General features: G+C 62.4%; 16 protein-coding genes. 2 read left to right on the top strand and 14 right to left on the bottom strand.

Features of this window, described 5'->3' with window-relative positions:
• Positions 1-57 precede the first annotated feature (57 nt).
• The 4 genes from ACVWZA_RS08820 to ACVWZA_RS08805 form a co-directional block, all read right to left on the bottom strand.
• Positions 58-891: a class I SAM-dependent methyltransferase gene (locus tag ACVWZA_RS08820; protein WP_457310817.1), complete on the bottom strand. Its 834-nt coding sequence runs from the start codon at positions 889-891 to the stop codon at positions 58-60.
• Between the two features lie 86 nt (positions 892-977).
• The gene (locus tag ACVWZA_RS08815) at positions 978-2,996 is read right to left on the bottom strand and encodes an acyltransferase family protein (RefSeq protein WP_457310816.1); all 2,019 of its coding nucleotides are present in this window, start codon (positions 2,994-2,996) and stop codon (positions 978-980) included.
• A 10-nt stretch (positions 2,997-3,006) separates the two neighbouring features.
• The gene (locus ACVWZA_RS08810) at positions 3,007-4,758 is read right to left on the bottom strand and encodes a carbamoyltransferase family protein (RefSeq protein WP_457310815.1); all 1,752 of its coding nucleotides are present in this window, start codon (positions 4,756-4,758) and stop codon (positions 3,007-3,009) included.
• 119 nt (positions 4,759-4,877) lie between these two features.
• A complete protein-coding gene (locus ACVWZA_RS08805; protein WP_457310814.1) occupies positions 4,878-6,050 on the bottom strand; it encodes an acyltransferase family protein in 1,173 nt (390 codons plus the stop codon).
• Between the two features lie 110 nt (positions 6,051-6,160).
• On the opposite strand from ACVWZA_RS08805, the gene galE reads away from it, so the two are divergent.
• A complete protein-coding gene (gene galE / locus ACVWZA_RS08800) occupies positions 6,161-7,174 on the top strand; it encodes a UDP-glucose 4-epimerase GalE (RefSeq protein WP_457310813.1) in 1,014 nt (337 codons plus the stop codon).
• Positions 7,167-7,955 (top strand): glycosyltransferase family 2 protein, encoded by a 789-nt coding sequence (locus ACVWZA_RS08795; RefSeq protein WP_457310812.1) that lies wholly within the window; start codon positions 7,167-7,169, stop codon positions 7,953-7,955. Before galE ends, ACVWZA_RS08795 begins: the two co-directional genes overlap by 8 nt.
• On the opposite strand, the gene ACVWZA_RS08790 is transcribed toward ACVWZA_RS08795, so the two are convergent.
• The 10 genes from ACVWZA_RS08790 to ACVWZA_RS08745 all read right to left on the bottom strand — a co-directional run bounded on the left by ACVWZA_RS08790 (position 7,931) and on the right by ACVWZA_RS08745 (position 20,469).
• The gene (locus ACVWZA_RS08790; protein WP_457310811.1) at positions 7,931-9,097 is read right to left on the bottom strand and encodes a glycosyltransferase; all 1,167 of its coding nucleotides are present in this window, start codon (positions 9,095-9,097) and stop codon (positions 7,931-7,933) included. The two genes, ACVWZA_RS08795 and ACVWZA_RS08790, sit on opposite strands and share 25 nt — an antisense overlap.
• The gene (locus ACVWZA_RS08785) at positions 9,094-10,293 is read right to left on the bottom strand and encodes a glycosyltransferase family 4 protein (protein WP_457310810.1); all 1,200 of its coding nucleotides are present in this window, start codon (positions 10,291-10,293) and stop codon (positions 9,094-9,096) included. The genes ACVWZA_RS08790 and ACVWZA_RS08785 overlap by 4 nt, the downstream gene beginning before the upstream one ends.
• Positions 10,233-11,456: a glycosyltransferase family 4 protein gene (locus ACVWZA_RS08780; RefSeq protein ID WP_457310809.1), complete on the bottom strand. Its 1,224-nt coding sequence runs from the start codon at positions 11,454-11,456 to the stop codon at positions 10,233-10,235. The genes ACVWZA_RS08785 and ACVWZA_RS08780 overlap by 61 nt, the downstream gene beginning before the upstream one ends.
• A complete protein-coding gene (locus tag ACVWZA_RS08775; protein WP_457310808.1) occupies positions 11,453-12,886 on the bottom strand; it encodes an O-antigen ligase family protein in 1,434 nt (477 codons plus the stop codon). The genes ACVWZA_RS08780 and ACVWZA_RS08775 overlap by 4 nt, the downstream gene beginning before the upstream one ends.
• A 1-nt stretch (position 12,887) precedes the next feature.
• Positions 12,888-14,009: a hypothetical protein gene (locus ACVWZA_RS08770; RefSeq protein WP_457310807.1), complete on the bottom strand. Its 1,122-nt coding sequence runs from the start codon at positions 14,007-14,009 to the stop codon at positions 12,888-12,890.
• Positions 14,006-15,310 carry a hypothetical protein gene (locus ACVWZA_RS08765; RefSeq protein ID WP_457310806.1) on the bottom strand — a complete coding sequence of 435 codons (1,305 nt, stop codon included), beginning with the start codon at positions 15,308-15,310 and terminating at the stop codon, positions 14,006-14,008. Before ACVWZA_RS08765 ends, ACVWZA_RS08770 begins: the two co-directional genes overlap by 4 nt.
• Positions 15,291-16,262, bottom strand: a complete 972-nt coding sequence (locus ACVWZA_RS08760) for a GDP-mannose 4,6-dehydratase (protein ID WP_457310805.1) — start codon at positions 16,260-16,262, stop codon at positions 15,291-15,293. The genes ACVWZA_RS08765 and ACVWZA_RS08760 overlap by 20 nt, the downstream gene beginning before the upstream one ends.
• A gap of 112 nt (positions 16,263-16,374) precedes the next feature.
• Positions 16,375-18,207, bottom strand: a complete 1,833-nt coding sequence (gene asnB, locus ACVWZA_RS08755; RefSeq protein ID WP_457310804.1) for an asparagine synthase (glutamine-hydrolyzing) — start codon at positions 18,205-18,207, stop codon at positions 16,375-16,377.
• A gap of 167 nt (positions 18,208-18,374) precedes the next feature.
• On the bottom strand, positions 18,375-19,502 hold the full coding sequence (locus ACVWZA_RS08750) for a glycosyltransferase family 4 protein (protein ID WP_457310803.1): 1,128 nt from the start codon (positions 19,500-19,502) through the stop codon (positions 18,375-18,377).
• A 10-nt stretch (positions 19,503-19,512) separates the two neighbouring features.
• A complete protein-coding gene (locus ACVWZA_RS08745; protein ID WP_457310802.1) occupies positions 19,513-20,469 on the bottom strand; it encodes a UDP-glucuronic acid decarboxylase family protein in 957 nt (318 codons plus the stop codon).
• Positions 20,470-20,474: the final 5 nt, after the last annotated feature.

Raw genomic sequence — 20,474 nt, 5'->3', positions numbered from 1 at the left:
CGCGAACCGATCCCCGGGGAAAAGCCTTTGTCAGAAGTTGCACGGCCGGTCGAGACGCTATGCCGGACGACGCAGGACAGTGATCGATGCCGCTGACAGCTTGCGCGTCAGGGCGTCGGGCAAGATCGCCGTGAAGCCTTCGACTGCGTCGATCAGGGCGCCCGGAAGAAACTTGTGCAGTCGCGCGGTCTTGGCATGGCCAGCGGATAGCGGGTTGGTGAACATCTCATGGCGGACGACTTCCAGCCCGGCGCGCTTGGTCAGCGTCGCGATTTCATCCTGATGCAGCAGAAAGATATGGCCGTCGGAATCCGGCTTGAATTGCTGATCCTCATAGATCGACGCATCCGGACAGTCGGAAAAGCGCGGCAGGCGATTGAGGAAATAGCCACCATTGGGGGTCGAGATGATGATGTGGCCGCCGGGCTTCACCACCGTCGCAAGCTGGGCAAGGAATTCGTCGGGATGGGCGACATGCTCGACCACCTCGAGCGCCAGCGCGACATCGAACGCGCCGGCGAACGTATCGCCCAGTTCGAAGATATTGCCGGGGACGAACTCGATCTGCGCCGCAAGCGGCGATTTGAGCTTCACATAATCAATCAGGTCGGCGCGCAGGTCGTTCCAGGTCACGCGATAGCCCATCGCGGCGGCGGCCAGCGTGTAGTTGCCCTGCGCGGCGGCGAGGTCGAGCAGCCTGGCGCCGGGGCTGGCGACACTGCGCAGCGCGTTGAGCACGCGGCGGCGGCGCTGGTCGTACATCTTCGCATAGCCGCGATTGGATGTGCCGCCCCAGATTTCGACATCGTCATGATGGTGCGAGATTCTCCAGCTTTCGGGCCAGTCGGCGCGAGCCTCGATCCGGGATGTTTCGAAAGCGAATGACGGCATAGGTATTGCCCTCTGATATGTGCTGCAGCGCGACGGCATGTGCGTGGCGAATGATGTTTCGAATTACAAGCGGGGCCGATGTCCCGTCATGGGCCGAGGATGGCGGCATCGAGCGCCGGACGAAGCGGTCCGGCGAGCGTGGCGCTCCCGATCGACGACAGATGATGATCGTCGGCAAACAGCACGACGCCGTCACGCATCGGCACACAGCTGCCCGTCGCGCAAAGTAGGGCGCCAGGGTTGAGTATGCGGATGCCGGGATTGCGACCGGCCAGTGCTGAGATCGCGCGGCTGGCATCGTCATGATCGCGTTCGGCCAGGGCGCGGGGGACGGCGCAGCGATCATCGGCGCGCCGTGCAAGGCAGCGTGGAACGTGATGCGGGAAGAGCGGCGTATCCTCGACCAGCACCAGCCGAATTCCATTCCCTCCGGCGACCCGGCTCAGCCGCGCCAGGCCCGCCGCGAAACCCCATCGTACCTTGGCGAGCGGGCCGGGCAGGGTGCCCAGAATATCCGCATCCGGCCAACGCGACGACGCGACGATCGCCACGACCCGCCCTGATTGGGCCAATAGCCCGGCCTCGGCCAGCACCGCATCGCGGAAGCGGGCGCATTCGGCGAGATTGGTCGTGCTGGCGACGATACCGACTACCAGTGCTTGCCCGTCGAGCGGCCGGCATCCACCGCGAGTGCGGGGAAGGACGGCGACATGCGCGGCCCGGCCCCAGTGATCGAGCATCGGAATCAAATGCGCGGCGTGGGAATCGCCGACCAGGATGATCATGCGTTTCGCCGTGCGGTCGCCGATCAGACAGGAGTCGACCGGCGCGAGTGTATCGAAGACGATCCGGTAATTTCCGCATTCGGGCGAGATGGCTGGGTCGGCCTGTTTCGTCCCGGCCGAGAAGACCGCCTGAAGGCGCGGTGAACCGGCGAGTCGGTGGTTCGCGATGATGATCGTGATCCCGGCGCCCACAGCGCCGATCAGCAGCAGCATGATTCCGGCAACCAGGCTCTTGCCGGTGGTCCGGAACATTGATGGCTGCTGATGACGAACCGGGGTTTCGATCAGATGATAACTTGCCGAACTGAGCAGGAAGGAAACAACCACTGCGGCAATCAGTGCAGCGGTGCTCGGCGCGCCCAGCGTATCGCCGCGCACGAACGCGAGCAGCGGCCAATGCCAGAGATACCAGCCATAAGAGAGCTTGCCGATATAGACGGCGGGCGAGGTCGCCAGGAGGCGTGCGACCGGGTTTGCCGGCGCGATGGCACCCGCCGCGAGCAGTGCCGCCGCTCCAAGCGTCGGCAGCAAGGCGATCCAGCCTGGAAAGGGCGTGTCATGGTTAAACGTCCACAGTGCAAGGCCGATCAGGATCAGGCCGATCGCCGAAATGACGGTCGCGCCGTGTTTCCAGCGCGGCCGGTCGCCACGAATTGCCAGCGACAGCATTGCGCCGATGGCGAATTCCCAGCCGCGAAATGGGGTGAGATAGAAGGCCCAGGTCGGACGCAACTGGGTGCCCGCAACGCTGACCGCGAGCGAACTGATGAACACCGCGCCGAACAGGATCCACAGCGCGCGACGTCCCGCGAGACCGGCGCGCGCCGCGATCCAGCCGGTCAGCGGGATCAACAGCGGCCAGACAATATAGAATTGCTCTTCCACCGCGAGTGTCCAGGTGTGGAGCAACGGATAGGTTTCGGCCGCGGCGGCGAAATAGCCCGACGGCTGGAGCGTGAAGAAGATGTTCGAGGCGAAAAACAGCGTAGCAAGCGCCGACTGGGCGAGCGATTGCAGCTCACCGGCCGGCGGCACCAGCCACAGGCCGAGGGCAAGGGTGGTCGCGATTACCGCGAGCAGGGCGGGAAGCAGTCGGCGCACGCGGCGGGCGTAGAATTCGGCGAGGTTGATCCGTCCGGTCCGCTCATGCTCGCGGACCAGGATGCCAGTGATCAGGAAACCCGAAATGACGAAGAAGATGTCGACGCCAACGAACCCGCCTGGCACCAGCGCCGGAAAGGCATGGTAGGCGACGACCGAGCCGACCGCGATCGTCCGTAGCCCGTCGATATCGGGGCGATAGGCGATCGTTGCGCTCATCGAACCGCGATCAATTCGCGGCCTTGCGCTCGATCAGTGTGTCGCCGAGCACCAGCACGTCCATTTTGGTGCGCAGGAAGCAATCCAGCGCTTCCTCCGGACGGCATACCACCGGCTCATTCTCGTTGAACGAGGTGTTGAGTAGCATCGGTACGCCACTGATCGCCTCGAACGCCTCGATCAGATGGAAATAGCGCGGGTTGGTGCTTTCATTGACCGTCTGGAGCCGGCCGGACCCATCGACATGGGTTACGGCGGGGATCAATTCGCGCTTCTCTTCGCGAATCTGGAACACCTGCATCATGAAGGGAACGCTGTCCTCCTCCTCAAACCAGCCGGGAACGCCGCGATCGAGCACCGAGGGCGCGAACGGGCGAAAGCTTTCGCGCCGCTTGATCTTGAGGTTGAGTATTTCCTTCATGTCAGCGCGGCGCGGATCGCCCAGGATCGAGCGGTTGCCAAGCGCGCGCGGGCCCCATTCCATGCGGCCCTGATACCAGCCGATCACCTTGCCCTCGGAAATCGCGGTGGCGGTGCGGCGGCACAATTCGGCCTCATCCGCGATCGTCTCGATCGTGCAGCCCGCCGCCTCTATCTCAGCCTCGCGCGCGACCATCAGTCCCTCGACTTCGGCGGTCGGGGCGTGCGGGCCCCAATAAGCATGATCCATCACAAATCCGCGCGGATTGCCCTGCTTGTGCCAATAGGCGAACGCGGCGCCGATCGCGCCGCCCGCATCGCCTGCTGCCGACTGGACATAGACATTGGTGTATGGCGTGCGACGGCGCACCTTGCCGTTGGCGACCGAATTGTTGCCGCAGCCGCCGGCGATGGTCAGGTGCGGCACCTTGTGCTTCGCATGCAGCATGTCCAGCAGGTTGAAGAACGCTTCCTCGTACATCGCCTGGATCGACTTGGCCAAGTCGCGATGACCTTGGGTCAGTTCGCCTTTGGGGTCACGGCGCGGGCCGAGCAGCGCTTCGAGCTCAGGCGAGAACAGGTCGCCGATCTCGGGAATGCCGTCGGTCCACTGATATTGCGTGCCTTCCTTGTGATGCTTGAAATATTTCAGGTTGAGCTCGAAGCTGCCGTCGCCCTTGAGCTTCACGATCTCGCGCATCGCGTTGATCTGGGTCGGCTGGCCATAGGGCGCTAGGCCCATCACCTTATACTCGTCGCCATAATGCGGAAAACCAAGATACTGGGTCAGCGCCTGGTAGAAGATACCGAGCGAATGCGGGAAGAAGACCCGCCCTTCGATATCGATCTCGCTGCCATGGCCGATCGCCCAGGCCGCGCTGCTGAAATCGCCGAACCCGTCGACCGACACGACGCTCGCGTCCTGGAACGGCGAGACGTGGAACGCTGATGACAGATGCGCGAGATGGTGCTCGATCGGCGCGTGCACACCCTTGAAGGTTTCGCCGGGGAAACTCTCTTCGAGATATTCGGCGATCCCCTTGCGCGCCTTGCGGTTCTTCAGCCGATCCATGACGAAGCCGAGATCGGGTCGCTTGGTCGCGACATAGGCAATCTTGCGCAACAGATTGGCGCGGCTGTCCTGATTGACCGCGATCACATCGACATCGCCGAGCGTCAGCCCCGCTTCGGCCAGACAGTAACGGATCGATTCAGAAGGAAAGCCGGCCCAATGCTTGATGCGACGGAACCGTTCTTCTTCCGCAGCGGCGATCATCACGCCGTCGCGTACCAAACAAGCGGAGGAATCGCCGTGAAAGGCGTTGAGACCCAGGATGATCAAGCAAAAGTCTCCGTGACTCGGCCGACGCGGGAACGCGGCATGACAATGTGGTGCGACCCCTCGCTCGTGTGCGCTTATACCGAAAATGTTGCAGTACGGAAGAGATCACAAATACCCAATTATCTCTTCGGGATACGGAGGGTTCGTAAGAACAGGGAGCGAACGCTGGAGGTATTGCGCTCGAACAGCCACCACATTGCGGCGGCATACAGGAGGGCGGCGACGATAAGGCCGGTGGCCGTGACGAAGCCCAAAGGGCCGATCGCGAATTGTGCCGGCGCGAGCAGTGCAAACCATAACAGGGCGATCAGCGGGAAATGCATGACGTATAGCGTGAAGGAGATTTCGGAGAGCCAGAAGGAGAATCGGCCATAAATTCCGCCAGGATTGGTCAGGCGCGCGAGGCAGGGTAGGGCGGCTGCGCAAGCGATGCCGAGTAGGATATCGGTCGGCAGGCCCGACCAGGCGAGCGAGGCAGCGAGGCCGAGAAGGAACGCCAGCACAATTGCCGCGACGAGGAGGTGGAAGCGCCGCTCGGGCATCGCTCGAACGCTATCGCCAAGTGACCAGGCGAGCGCGCCCATCGCCCAGATGCTGCCCAAGGCGAGGATGGCGAACGGCAGAAAGGCCATAACGGCGAGGGCGAAGATCGCTGCTGCCGCGCGCGCGCCAGGCGAGGCGTTGCGCCCGGCCAGCGCCAGCCAGGCAAAGGGCACGAGGAAATAATACCAGAATTCGTTGGCCAGGCTCCATAATGGCCCGTTTGTGCCGAAGACCGGCACTGCGATCGTCTGGAGAAAGGTGATGTTGCCGAAAAAGGTCGCAAGCGTCGGGGTGGGATCACTGCCCGGATAAGGACCGCTTGAGAGGATGTCCCAATATTGCGCGCCATAGCCGTCCAGGCGCAGCAGATCGCGGCCGATCCAGTCGAGCAATGCCGTCGCGATCAGTGCGGGGATCAGGGCGGTCCATAGTCGTGCGAAACGATGCACCGCATAATCGGGCAAGTTCCACTTGCCCTGACGGATTTCGCGCATCGCTCTCCCGCCGACCAGAAAGCCGCTCAGTGCGAAGAACAGTATGACCGCCTGATGACCGAGCCCGCCGATCACATAGAGCGGCGCGAAGGGAAGTTTCGAGCCGGTCAGGTCGGAATAATCGACGAACACGAAACCGCGGACATGGCCGACGAGCACCAGCAAGGCGGCAAGACCGCGGACCATGTCGAGATGTTCGAAGCGGCGTCCGCGCGGGGTGCGATGACGGGTCGCCTCGCCCTGATCTGACGTCACACCTGTCCCCCGAAGATCCGCCGGCGTCGTCAAAACAGCACGACGCGGCGCGACCAAGGCTTGATCGAGCAGTGTGATGCCTATAGCCGCGCAGTCGAAGGGGCAACCTCATGAATCGCGTAGTGGTGACCGGTGGCGCGGGATATATCGGCTCGCATGCCTGCAAGGCGCTCCGGGCGGCCGGATGGGAGCCCGTCGTTTATGACAACCTCGTCTATGGCCATCGCGAAGCGGTGAAATGGGGCCCGTTCGAGCAGGGCGACATTCTCGACGAGGCGCGGCTGGCGGAGGTGTTCGCGATATATAAGCCGGTGGCGGTGATGCATTTCGCGGCCTTCGCTTATGTCGGCGAATCGGTCACCGAGCCGGAAAAATATTATCGCAACAATGTCGAGGGTACGGCCGCGCTGCTGCGCGCGATGCGCAAGGCGGATATCAGTCGGCTGATCTTCTCCAGCAGCTGCGCGACCTATGGCCTGGCCGAAACGATCCCGATTTCGGAGACGCAGTTGCAGGCGCCGATCAATCCCTATGGCCGGACCAAGCTGATCGGCGAGCAGATCGCGCGTGACTATGCGCATGCCTATGGTTTCGATTGCATCGCACTGCGTTATTTCAACGCGGCCGGCGCCGATATCGAAGGCGAGATCGGCGAGGATCACGATCCCGAAACGCATCTGATTCCGCTGGTGCTGCAAGCGGCGGCAGGAATACGGTCGGCGATTACGGTGTTCGGCGACGATTACGACACGCCCGACGGCACCTGTATCCGTGATTATCTCCACGTCGCGGACCTCGCCTCGGCGCATGTCGCGGCACTGGAGAAGCTCGGGACCGGGCCGACGGGCTTTGCCGCGCTCAACCTCGGCACCGGGCAGGGGACCAGCGTGCGCGAGATTATCGCGGCGGCGGAGCGCGTGACCGGTCGAACAATCCCGGTCACGATGGCGGCGCGGCGCGAAGGAGATCCGTCGACGCTTGTCGCAGATCCTGTGGCGGCAAACGAGATACTCGGCTGGACCGCGCGACATTCGGATCTCGACACGATCATCTCAACCGCGTGGCGCTGGCTCGATGTGACGACACAGAATGTCGCCTCTAAAGGAACAGTGCACCGTGCTTGATCAGATCACGCCGATGGTCATCACCTACAATGAACAACCTAATATCGCGCGGGTGCTCGACCGGCTGAGCTGGGCGAAGCGCATCCTGATCATCGATAGCGGCAGCACCGACGAGACGCTGGCGATCATCGCGCGCTATCCGCAGGCGCAGGTGGTGATGCGCAAATTCGATACCTTCGCCGGTCAATGCAATTTCGGTATGGGCCTGATCGAAACGCCGTTCGTACTGTCGATGGATGCCGATTATATCCTGTCCCAGGCGTTGATCGACGAGATCGCGCAGTTGACCCCGGCGATGGCGGTGTCGGGTTATCGCACCGCATTCCGTTACTGCATCTATGGGCACCGGCTGGCGGGCACGCTCTATCCCGCGCGGGTCACTCTTTATCGGCCCGAGCGCGGCGAATATGCCGATCTCGGCCATGGTCACAAGCTTGCGATCGAGGGCGCGGTCGAGGATCTGACGGCAACGATCGACCATGACGACCGCAAGTCGCTGCGCCGCTGGCTGGCATCGCAGGACAAATATATAGTGCGTGAGGCCGATCACTTGCTGAGCATGGATCCGGCGAAGCGTACGCGGATCGAAAAGCTCCGCGCGCTGGCATGGCCGGCGCCCTTTGCCGCGCTGATCTACGCGCTGATCATCAAGCGATGCCTGTTCGATGGCTGGCCGGGCTGGTTCTACGCCCTGCAGCGCAGCTATGCGGAACTGTTGCTGTGCATGGAGATCGTCGACCGCAAGCTGGCCGCCGGTCAGCGCGACGCCGACAGGCCCTGATAGGCGGCGATCATGCGCGCGGCGATCGCGTGCCAGCCGAAATGCGCAAGGGCAGCTTCACGGCCAAGCACGCCCATTGCCTGCGCCCGGGCGGGATCGTCGGCAAAGGTGCGGATCGCCGTTCCCAATGCCTGCGCGGTCGGCTCGGCGATCAGGCCGCATGCCGCCTGTTTCACCACCTCCGCGACGCCCGCGCCGGTCGAGACGACGACCGGCTTGGACCGCACCATTGCCTCGAGCACGGTATTGCCGAAATTCTCATTGAGTGAGGGCAGCACGAACTGGCCGCACTGCGCGAACAGCCATTCCTTGTCGGGGCCGGTGACGTTGCGGTCGATCAGGACGATGCGGTCGGCGACCTGCGCCTTGGCGATCGCCCCGCGCAATTCGTTGGAGTGAGCCTCGTCATCGGTGCCGGCGATGACCAGCCGCGTGGCCGGAGAGAAGGCGAGCGCGTCGATCAGCGCGACGAGGTTCTTCTTCCAGTTTAGACGACCGAGATACAGCGCATAACCGGGCCGCGCGGTCGCGTCGGCGATATCGGGTGAGACCGTGTCGGGCGTGATCGGCGCCGGTTCCTCGACTCCGTTTGGGATGATCAGCTTCTCGGCTGCCTTCAGCCCGAGCGCGTCGAAATCGATCGCCTCACGGTCGGCGGTAAAGTGGATTGCCGCTGCCTCACGGATCGTCCTGCGCTCGAACAGGGTTAGCCAGGCATTCTTGATGACGCTCGATTTGGCGCGGATCAAGTCGGCGACGAGCATGCCGCGCGGCGACAGGATAAACGGCTTGCCGGCGATTTTCGCGGCGCGGGCGGCGGCCAGGGTCGGCCACAGGAACACCGAATGAAGGTGGATGATGTCGAAATCTCCAGCTTGCGCGCTCAGCGCGGCGCCCATCGTTGGTGCGCGGTACAGGCGGCGCGGGGATCCGACCTCGAAATAAGTCACGGCGACTCCGTCCATGTCCACCGATATCGACACCGGCACGTCGGAGACGCCGGGACCGTCGGCATTGGTCGTGAAGACGCTGACCTGATGGCCGAGTGCGGCCTGGCCGGCGGCAAGGCCGTGAACGGAATAGATCGGGCCGCCATAACGAACCGCTGGGAAATAGCTTGGGACGACGTGAAGAATCTTCATGACGGTTCCGCCCAGCCCAATATTCCGGCCACGGTGCACGCGACACGCTGCCGGTAATGCGCCCATTCCGCACCCTGCGCTGACGCCAGCGCGGCAGGCCGCATCGCGCGGACGATGGCCGGATCGGCGGCATATTTCGCCAGCGCATCGGTCAACGCATCGACGTTGTTGAACGGGATCACATCGCCATTTTCACCTGGCACGATGAAGTCGCTCGCACCGACATGATCGGAGGCCAGCACCGGCAGGCCGCACGCCAACGCCTCTGGTACGACCAGGCCGAACGAATCGAAGCGTGACGGCATGACGAGCAGATCGGCCCAACGATAGAGTTCGGCCAGTTCGTCATGCGGCACCTTGCCGAGCAACGTCGCGCAGGCGTCGAGGCGTGCGACGAGATTGGGTTGGCCATCGGCGCGGGCGGCGGCAATGCGACAATCATAGGCGATACCGCGTCCGGCCAGGTTTTCGAGCGCGGTCGCCAGCAAGTCCGCTCCTTTCACGCCAGTGAAGCGGCCGACAAAGGCGAGCCGGAGCGGGCCGTCATGCAATGTCTGGTCCGCGCCGGGACCAAACGACCTGGGTTCGAAGCCGAGTGGTACGGCATGGACCCGGTCCGGCGGCACGCCGGCATCGATATAGCTGTTCGCGGCAAGCGTCGAACAGCACAGGATATGATCCGACAATGCGATCTCGGCGTCCTTGCGGGCATTGACCCCCTGGCGGAACATCGTGCCGATATCGCTCAAGCCACTTTCGGCTTGCATGCGATGATGGACGCTCGCGGCGTCCAGGATGGTGGGCAAGCCGAGCGCCTTGGCGGCGCGCAACGTGTCGAGCGCGCCGTTTTCGTAGACGATCACCGCGCGCGGTGCGATTTTCGGCAGCGCGTGTGAAACATTGCGGTCGAACTGCGCATACATGCGATGCGCAAGCCGATGGGCTAGCGGCGATGGGAGCAACTTATTGCCGGCACGAAAGATCAGGCCGGCCAGCCGGTGAAACCGGTGGTGCCCGGCCAAAGCCCCGGTCAGCGCGGACCGAATCGGGCTCGCATGATGCAGGGTTGCATCCCAGCCGGCCTCGATCAGTGCGGCGGCGAGCTGGTCGGCATGCTGCCGCCCGGCGATGGCAATCAGGATGTCGCGCGTGCGATCCCCGCTTTGGCCAGCGCTTCGCGGATTCCGTCCAGGCATTCGCGGTAACTCCAGTTATCGATAATCCGGCGGCTAGCCGCGCCCATTGCCACGCGTCTGGCCGGGTCGGCAAGCACGCCGCGGATGGCGGCGGCGAGTGCGACGATATTGCCGGAGGGGTAGGTCGCGCCATTGACGCCGTCCTGCACCAGATCGCGGACGCAACCGACCTCTTGCGAGACGATGACGGGCAGACCGGCGCACATCACCTCGTTGACGATCAGACCCCATGGCTCGTTTTCGGAAGGCAGCACGAACAGCTCGCTCGCGGCATAGACGCAGGGCAGGTCGCTTTGGTTGAAGAAGCCGGGGAAATGCACGTTCCGATCGGCCGCCTCGCTCGCGGCGTTGTGCAAATCGGCTTCGAGTTCCCCCGATCCGACCATCACGAGATGCGCGTCAAGGCCATCGCGGCGCAGTTGAAGAAACGCCTGGAGCAGATCGCCGGGGCGCTTCCGGCCCTGGAATTTCGAAGCGAACAGGATGATCGGGGCGTCGTCCTCTACGCCGAGCCGTTTGCGCCAACCTTCGCGCTCTTGCGGCGTGATTCGGGCAGCGGCGATGAAGCGGTCGTTGTCGACCGTATAGGGAACAAGCGAGATATCTTTATCGTCAACGTCCATCGCGCGATAGTAATCGCGATTGGCGGCACCGATCGCGAGCAGGCCGGTGCATTGGCGATAGAGAGCGCCCATCACGATGCGGCGGGCAGCGGCCTTTGCCGGGCTGATCCCCAGGGCAAGATGGGTTTCACCGCGCATGAAGACCGGCACGCCCTTCAATCGCGCGGCGGCCAGCGCGATCATCTTCGCGGCATAGCCATGACCGTGGATCCACAACGCATCGTAGCGTTTTGGCGAAATCTCCGCGAAAATCTCCGGCGAGACGGTCGAGAAGAAGCCATAGGGTTCGATTGTACCAAAATTCTTGCCGATGAACCGCGATTCGTAACCGGCAAGCAGATCGACATCCCAGGTCACCGCTTTCCCAAAATCACGATCGTGCGCGCCGCGGAGCGAGAAGTCGGAAAGGTACAGCGCGGTGATCTCCAGATCGTCGGCACGGTTGAGTGCGGCGTAGAGCGGCGCAAAATACTGGATCGGGTGGGTGTTGACGACCGCGATCCGGATCGGCCGTCCGGCATTGCCGGTGGCCGGGATCATGCGAGGGCCACATCCCCGAGCGGATAGCCGCGCTCCAGGTAAAAGTCCTGCTGCGATCGGTTTCGCCGTTCGGCCATCTCGACGCGGAAAGCTGCGATCGAGACGCCCACGATCGTCCAGTATATCAAACCGCCGGTCGGATTGTTGACGGTGAACAGCACGAGATGGACGATGACGAAGATCAGGCTCGCCATGTGCGCCGCAATCATCAGCGGCGATTTCGATTTCCGCAGATGCCCGAGCACCAGAACGATGACGAAAGCTTTGGGCAGGAACACCAGGGTGAAGCCCACAAAACCCATTTCCTGCATAACGCGCGCGGTTTCCAGTTCATAGGCGTTGCCGTTGAGCCACCAGAGATAATCACCCCCGATCAATGACATGGCCGCGTTTGAATTGCTGCCGATGCCGGTTCCGATCAGCGGCGACGTTTCGAAGGCGTCCGCCGCCTCGGTGATCGGCGTGGCGAGTCGGTTGATCGCGCTATCGGAATTGTTTGCGCGATATTCGAGCGCGGAAAAAGCCGTACCGAAAATTGTCACGGTGGCGACGCCGACAATGGCCAGACCGACTGCAAATCTGAGCGCGGTCTGAAACGGCAACAGGCCTTTCCAGCCGCCGATAAGCAATAGCAAAGGGCCGGCAAAGGCGAAAACGACCATCGGCGTTCGCGCGCCAGTGGTCGCTGCGCCGCCGATCGATAGTGCCAGTGCCGCCGTGACGATCAGCAATGTCCGCCGCTTGGGAATCGATGCGAGCAACAGCGATGTCGCCAGCGGCACCGCCAGCAACAGGAAGGTCATGAACCCACCGATATAGGAAAATGTGCTCGACGTTCTCGCACGGCCCAGTTTGAAGTCGCCTTCGCCCTGTTCGCCGAAAAGAGATACCACGGCTTCGACGCCCTCTTCGTGGCTCACATACTGATTGACCCAGGACGTCGGCGGCTGAGAAAATTGATACAGTCCGAGCAACGCGATCGGAACTGCGAGATAGCAGGTGCTGATCATGATCTTACGCAGCTGCAGGCGATCCTTGATGATATCGGGGATGATGAATGCGAGCGGCAGGTAGATCAGATAATTCTTCAATCCGAACAGGCTTAACAGCGACGATGGCGAGTTGGGGTTGACCAGCTGAATGGCGCAATAAACTGCTTCGAGTAACAGCAGAAACAGCAAGGTTCCGCTTTTCGGCCCAAGATCCTCGCTACTGCGCGCCGAGATGAAATATCCCAGATAGGCGAAGAGCAGGACGAAATCCTTGACCAACAACAGCTGCGACTGGAACCCTGGCAAAACCCATTTGCGCACCGCGCCCTCGAACATCGCCCAGACGAGCACGCCGACGATCGCGAAACCCCAGAAACGTATCGCCGCGAAACAGAGCACGATGATGATGGGCAGAAGCGGGATGAAATTCAGAAGCATCTCAAACGCGCTCCGTAGTCGCTGATGATTGCCGCAGCAGCCGGTAGATCATGCCCGCACTGCTTTTCAGCGAGTGTGGTTGATACCAGTTTTTTGCGGCCTGCTGCAACGCCCCAAGCGCGGTGTCGTCAATGACCGCGCTGGCATCGCCTTTGCCGAGCCTGATATAATTCGTTCCAGGCCGGAGCCCATCGTTTGTGCCGGCCGCTTCACTCAGGCAGATCGGGATCGCTCCATGGGCGCAATAGGCCGCGAAGATCGTCGACTTGGCAAGGCGGTCGGCATCATAGTCGAGCAATCCGAACCGTGCGTTACCCAGTTCCTGGCGGAGCATTGCGGTCGACACCTGTCCGACGCTACGGACCCGTGCGGTGCCGATCATTGCCGGTGGCGCCTCGGTGCGACCGCCGATATCGATGATCTCGTCGATCTTGTTGGCGGCGACAAAGGCTTCGATCTGGGTGATCCGTTCGCGATAGACCGCATTATAGATACCGGCCCGACCGAAGATCGCCAGCGAAGGGGGGCGTTGCGCCGCCGGAACCGGATTCTCGAGATCACCGATGGTCGAAAAGACCGGTAGCGCGATGACCGATCCGCTCTGCCCGCCGCGCCAGCGCTCAAGCAGTGCCGCATAGGGGCCGGTGGTCGCGATGCCGGCCGTGCTGATGCGCTGTATGCGCCGCGCCACCCATGCCTGTACCGGGCCGAGCCAGAATGCGCTGCCCCAGATCGGGCCGGTCGCGAACAGTTCGTGGAACACCGTCAAAAGGGGGCGAGCGGAATTCCCGCGGCGCCACCGTTCGAGCCCTGTCGCCAGCCATAGCGGTATCCCCTTGTTCTGATATCCATAGCCCGACAGATGCAACAGAACCGGTGTCGAGGCGCCTCCCGCAATCTCGTTCAGGGTCGCGCGCAATGCCGCCGATGTTCGCTTGCCGAGCTCGTGCGTTTCCCACTCGTCATGCAGCCGTTGGTCGGGCGGCAGCGGCGAACCGGAGACGAAGATCGTCCTTATGTCATGGTCGCACAGCAGTTGCTCGGCGATCAGGCGCGCATAGTCGCCAACACCTTCCGGAGATACCGCGCGGCGCGGGACAATCTGGATCAGCGTCGTGGTCATGATCGCGCCGTCACCAGGCCGGGGCGGAATGCTCCGATGACGCTGATCGCCAGACCCTGCAGCAATAGCGAGCCGCTGAGCGTCATGCTTAGTAACAGAACCGACAACGGATGGGTGAAATCCCAGAACGGCACGGTCGCGACCAGCAGGGCGACCTGGATCAACGCAACCAGCGGGTCGAGCCGGACCCAACCCTTGGCGCGATTGAGCAGCACGGTCGGCGTCGAAACGAGCGTCATCGCAGCGGTCGTGAGCGCGACGAGCAGTTCATGATCGAGATGCATATATTTTGGCCCAAGCAACCAGAGCAGCGGCCCAGGCAACAATGCACCCACCGCGATCACGCCCAGCCCGACAGCTGCCATGCCTGCCTTGGCGATCCAGCCGGCCAGGATGAACCGGCGGATATCGCTTATCCCGGCAAGGCGCGGGACGATGACGACGATCGAGAAGGCGGACAGCACGCCGACGATCGCGGTGATGCGGTTGACCGCGAAGACCGATGCGACGACTTGCGCACCACCGAAGCGCGCCGCCAACCACAGGATCACGCTATCCTGCAGCGCGAAGGCCAGCACGGCGGGGGCTGCGGGGCCGACATAGTGCATGATCGCCTTGACCAGGCCGGGAACGGGGGTGGGACTATGCTCGACCTGTCCGCGCAACATCCATGTGCTGGCCGCCAGCGTCACCGCCGAACACATCAGTCCGCCGAGCAGGGCCATCCAATAGGAGCGCGAAATGCCGAGCACCATGATCGCGGCGGCAAGAACGCGCATCGACTGCCCGGCGATATCGCAGACATAGGAGCGGCGGAACCAGCCGAGCAGGCGCATGACCTGCAGGTTGATGCCTGCACTCATCAACATGAGCGCGCTGCCGAGGAGCAAAACCAGGGCGATCAGCAGCGCATCGAGTCCATAATGCGATTGCTGGCCGACGGCGGGGAAGATCGCCGCCGCGATCAGACCGACGCACACGAACAGGATCAGACGCAAGCGACGGATGCCGGCGAGGTAACCGCCGAACGCCGTTCCGCCCAGTCGCGCCTTTCGCCAGAAATAGGTGATCGAACTGTTGAGCCCGAGGTCGCTGGAGATCGTGACGAAAGTCAGCGTCGTTGCGGCAAGGCCGTAAAGCGCATAATCCGGGATCGGCATGTAACGGACATAGACGAGGCCGGAGACCATCCCGATCGCCTGCGCGAAACCGCTCGACAAGCCGAATTCAAACAGCAAGCGGAACCAGGCAATGAGGCGCTGACGCAGCATGGTGACAGCGTCAGGCCGCCGGTGCGACATGCTCGGCCGCGATCAGGCGGCGGAGCAGTTCGTCGAAATCGACTGTCGAGCGCCATCCGAGCAACCGTTCCGCCTTGCCCGGATCGCCGTAACTTGTCGCGATGTCGGTTGCGCGCATCAGGTTCTGATCGACCTCGACATGATCGCGCCAGTCGAGATTCTGCAGTTCGAAACAGCGCTGCACGAAATATTCCAGGCTATGGCTTTTTCCCGTCGCGACGACGAAATCGGTCGCATGGTCGAGCTGCAGCATGCGCCACATCGCGTCGACATAATCCGCCGCCCAGCCCCAGTCGCGCACCACGTTCAGCGCGCCGAGCTTCAGTCGCTCGCCCGAACCCGCGGCGATGCGCGCGGCGGCGCGGACGACCTTGCGCGTGACGAAGCGCTCCGGGCGCAGCGGCGATTCATGATTGAACAGGATGCCCGAGCTGGCGAACAGGCCATAGGCCTCGCGGTAATTGGCGACCTCCCAAAAAGCGGTTGCCTTGGCAACGCCATAGGGACTGCGTGGGTGGAATGGACTTTCCTCGGTCGCAGGCTTTGCCTCGGTCGTCTCACCGAAGCACTCGCTGGACGCGGCGTTGTACAGACGGGTCTTGCCGCCCATGAAACGCAGTACTTCGAGCAGGTTAAGCGTGCCGAAGGCGATGCTCTCGAGCGTTTCGACCGGTTGTGCGAAAGATAGGCCGACCGAGCTTTGCCCGGCGAGGTTGTAGACCTCGTCCGGCCTCGCTTCCGACAGCACCTGCAATACACTGCGGAAATCGGTCAGGGTCATCGACAATGGCGTGACCTGGTCGAGGATCCCGAGCTGCGCGAGATTGGAGAAGCGCGACACTTCCGCGTCGCGCGAGGTGCCGAATACGCGATACCCCTTGTCGAGCAGCAGCTTCGCCAGAAGCGCGCCGTCCTGGCCCGAAATCCCGCAGATGAGCGCGTGCTTGGTCAAGGCCTACCTCGTTGTTGCGCCCCAATTGTTGCGGATGCGAAGAGCATGATTTGCCGAGCGAGGGAAGGCGAAAAGCATGGCACGAGCCTGACATTCGTCGGAATCACCCCTGTCAGTCGGCCGTATGATAGTGGTCGAGCAGGTAGCGTGACCATTCGCGCGACAAGAGGCCATGGCTGCCGGCGGCATTGGCGCTGCGCCCTTCGAGCCCCTCAACGCCCCCCATCCAGCTGGCATACGGGATGGCGAAGCCGGTCTTGCGGCGATGGCGATGCCATTCGGGCAGAGCAGAGACCGGCGCACCGGCAAGAAGCTGTTTGCCTTCGCCCGGTTTCAGGTGACCGATCAGCGGCGCCAGTTCGCGGAACAATGCGATATCGACCAACGGTGTGCGGATTTCCACGCTGTGACGCATTCCCGCCCAGTCGGCGTCGCGCAGCAACTGGTTGCGCATGTAAAAGCTGAGTTCGAGCAAGGTGACCGCGGCCTGGTCCGAATCGGGCATCGGGTCGAGCACATCGTTCATCCGCGCGACGATACCGAGCCGGGCGAGACCGGCTTTGACGAAACTGGGATCGAGAATGCCGGCAAAGTCGTCGGGTAGTCGCAACGACCGGCGAACCAGATACGCGCCACCCAATGTTCCCGTATAACGCAACAGTCCGGCTGCTTTGGGATTGTTGGTCGTGAAGCGCGGCATCGCCATCCTGAGCAATCGCCCTGCCACTGACCCAAGCCCGGGCAATCGCGCGATCCGTCCATATCGCGCATGCCAGGCGGGGACGTCGACGAAGCTCGGATATCCGCCGAGCATTTCATCGCCGCCGACTCCCGACAGGGCGACCTTCAGCCCCCGTTCGTGCGCCGCCTTGGCGACGAACCAGGTATTGATGCCATCGATCGAGGGTTGGTCCATGGTGGCGAGGATCTGGTCGAGATCGGAGAGGAACTCGTCGCGCCCGATCCGGCGGACACTATGCTGCGCGCCATAATATGCGGCGATCCGTGCGGCGATCGGTACTTCGTCATTGTCGCTGCCCTCGAATTCGTCGAAGCCAAGCGTGATGGTGTGAAGGGGCCGGGTCGATTCCTCCATCGCCACGCCGAGGATCGCGGCGGAATCGATTCCACCCGACAGGAACAATCCCACCGGCACGTCGGCAAGCAGATGGGCCTTGATGCTCTCGCGCACCGCATCCTGTGCGCGGCGAAGCGCTACCGCATGATCGATATTCTCACGCTCGGCGGCGATGAGGATTTCTCCGGCGTTGACATAACGACGCTGGGTGACGCCATTTGTGTCGATCGTCATGCAATGACCCGCAGGGAGCGATGCGATATCGGTGTACCAGGTGAACGGTTCAGGTACGCTCCCGAGTAACAGGAAGCCGACCACCCCAGCCGGATCCTTCTCGCCGCTGATGCCGCTGCCCGCACGAAGCGCGCGGACTTGCGAGGCGAAGCGGAAAACGCCATCCTTGTCGGCATAGAATAGCGGCTTGATGCCGAACGCATCGCGCGCGAGAAACAGGGAGCGTTCGAGGCTGTCCCAGATCGCGAAGGCGAACATGCCGCGCAACGCGTCGAGCATCGCAGGGCCGCGATGTTCGAACAGGTCGAGCAGGATTTCGGTATCGGATGTCGCCGTCAGCGTGCGGCCGGCGGCGAGCGCCGCCGCGCGCAGTTCGGGATAATTGTAGATCTCGCCATTATAGACGATCGTGTACCGTCCATCGCGACTGGCCATCGGCTGCAGGGCGCGATCGGACAGATCGAGGATCGACAGGCGCCGATGACCGAGCAGGCAGCGGCCGTCTTCGCTCGCCCAAAGGCCTGCGCCATCGGGACCACGGCTGGCCATGGTTTCGCGAACTGCAACAACCTCTTCGCGCGCGGGTAAGGGCGCATTCAAACGATAGGCAAAAATGCCGTTCAAACCACACATTAAGCGGTTGATCTCCCAGATCAACAGAGTGATATCTACATTAAGATACTGAAAAAATTGTCGTTTATTCCAACGCTTGCGATTCATGCCGCGACAGAAATGCTAGCACCGCGCTAGCGTCAGCCGAGATGATTCAGATCAATTTGCCGATGACAGCTTAATGGTGCTTAGCCAAACAACATTTCACCCAAACGACGTCCGAAATTCGGAAAGGCGAAATATGCCAGCCCTGAGGGAATTTGCTTGCCTCGCGAAAGCGCCGTGAAGATCGCATTTTCCAACTCATCCTGGCTCGCCGGATCGACGGCGATGCCGATCGTCCCGTCGCGTATCGCCTCGAACCCGCCGTCGCTACTGCTGGCGACTGCCGGCACCCCACATGCCATCGCCTCGAGAAAGACAAACCCGAAACCCTCGCCCCGGCTCGGCATGGTGTAGACGTCGGCTAGGCGGAAGTAATCGGCCTTGCGATCCTCGGGGACCATGCCGGTGAAGACGACATGATCCGCGACACCGAATTTGACCGCCTTCGCCTTGAGCCGGGCCATGTCGCTGCCCTTGCCGGCTGCGATGTAGATGAAGGATGGATCCTTCGCACGAAGGCGCGGCAGGATCTCGATCATCTCGTCGAACCCTTTGGCGCGCTCCTCGCCAGCCATGCGGCCAAAGGTCATCAATATCTTGCGGTCCGTCAGGCCATACTGCGCGACAAGATCGTCGGCCTTGGGCGCCATGCCATAATGTTCGAGGTGGATCGCGTTGGGCAATATCGCCGTACCCAGGCGAGGTGCGGCGGCCCAGCCAAGATAACGCTCCAGTGTTACCCGGCTGATCGAGATGACTGTGTCGATCCGCGAGACCAGGCGATCGACCAGTGTGCGTGCCGTCGGCTGCCAAACCTCGATCCCGAAGATCAGCATCACCAGTTTCGCCCGGCGCAGCGTGGCGATCGCCACACATAGCGGCAACAGGTTGATATGGCCGCAGATGACGATGTCGGGTTTTGGGCCGGTCAGTCCGCGTGCAAGCGCGACGCGCGTAAAACGTGCGATGCCGCCAAGTCCGCCGAGATTGAACGTCAGCTTGGCCGGAAGATCGCCGATCGGCGGCTCTGCGATCCGCGGCAGAGCTTCCACGCTGGCGACCTGAGGCAGCATACTTAGCGCGTCGATAAAGTCGCGATTATACTGCGAGATGCCGCCGAAACCGCCATAGGCATCAGACAGCAGCATCAGGACATGGGCACCCTTGGCTGCCGGATGGGTCATCGCGTCGGGCACATCGCCAGATGACATCGGCCGCTCCTCAACGGTCGCGGTTGGCGAAGAAGTCGATCGTCGATTTCAAACCGTCGGCGAGCGGCACCTTGGGTTGCCAGCCGAGAATGGTCTGTGCTTTGGTGATGTCGGGCTTGCGTTGTTTAGGGTCATCAGCGGGCAGGGGCATGCGGATCAGCTTGGAGCGCGAGCCGGTCTGTTCGAGCACCAGCTCGGCCAGCTCGATCATCGTGAATTCGACCGGATTGCCCAGGTTGATCGGCCCGGTCACGTCGGGGCCGGTTTCCATCAGTCGGATGAAACCGTCGACCAGATCGTCGATATAGCAGAAGGAACGGGTCTGCGATCCGTCGCCATAGACGGTGATCGGGTCACCGTTTAGCGCCTGGACGATGAAGTTGGAGACGACACGGCCATCGGCCGGGTGCATGCGCGGGCCATAGGTGTTGAAGATCCGCGCGACCTTGATCTCGAGCGCATGCTGACGGTGATAATCGAAGAACAGCGTTTCGGCGCAGCGCTTGCCTTCGTCGTAACAGGAGCGCGGGCCGATGGGATTGACGTTGCCCCAATATTCCTCCGGCTGCGGATGGACCGAAGGGTCGCCATAGACTTCGCTGGTCGACGCCTGGAAGATCTTCGCCTTTACCCGCTTGGCAAGGCCGAGCATGTTGATCGCGCCGTGCACCGAGGTCTTGGTCGTCTGCACGGGATCATGCTGATAATGAACCGGCGAGGCAGGGCAGGCGAGATTATAGATCTCGTCGACCTCGACATAGAGCGGCAGGCACACGTCATGGCGCATGAATTCGAGCCGCGCGTGATTGTGCAGATGTTCGATGTTGCGCTTGGCGCCGGTGAACAGATTATCGACGCACAGCACCTCATGGCCTTGCTCGAGCAACCGGTCGATCAGGTGCGAGCCGACGAATCCGGCGCCGCCGGTGACCAGGATACGTTTTCTGCTGTCGTAAAGGCGTGCCACAAAAT

The organism is Sphingomonas sp. UYAg733, from assembly GCF_054057355.1.
The sequence above is the reverse complement of the archived record's forward strand: the minus strand, read 5'-3'. Positions and strand labels throughout refer to the sequence as shown.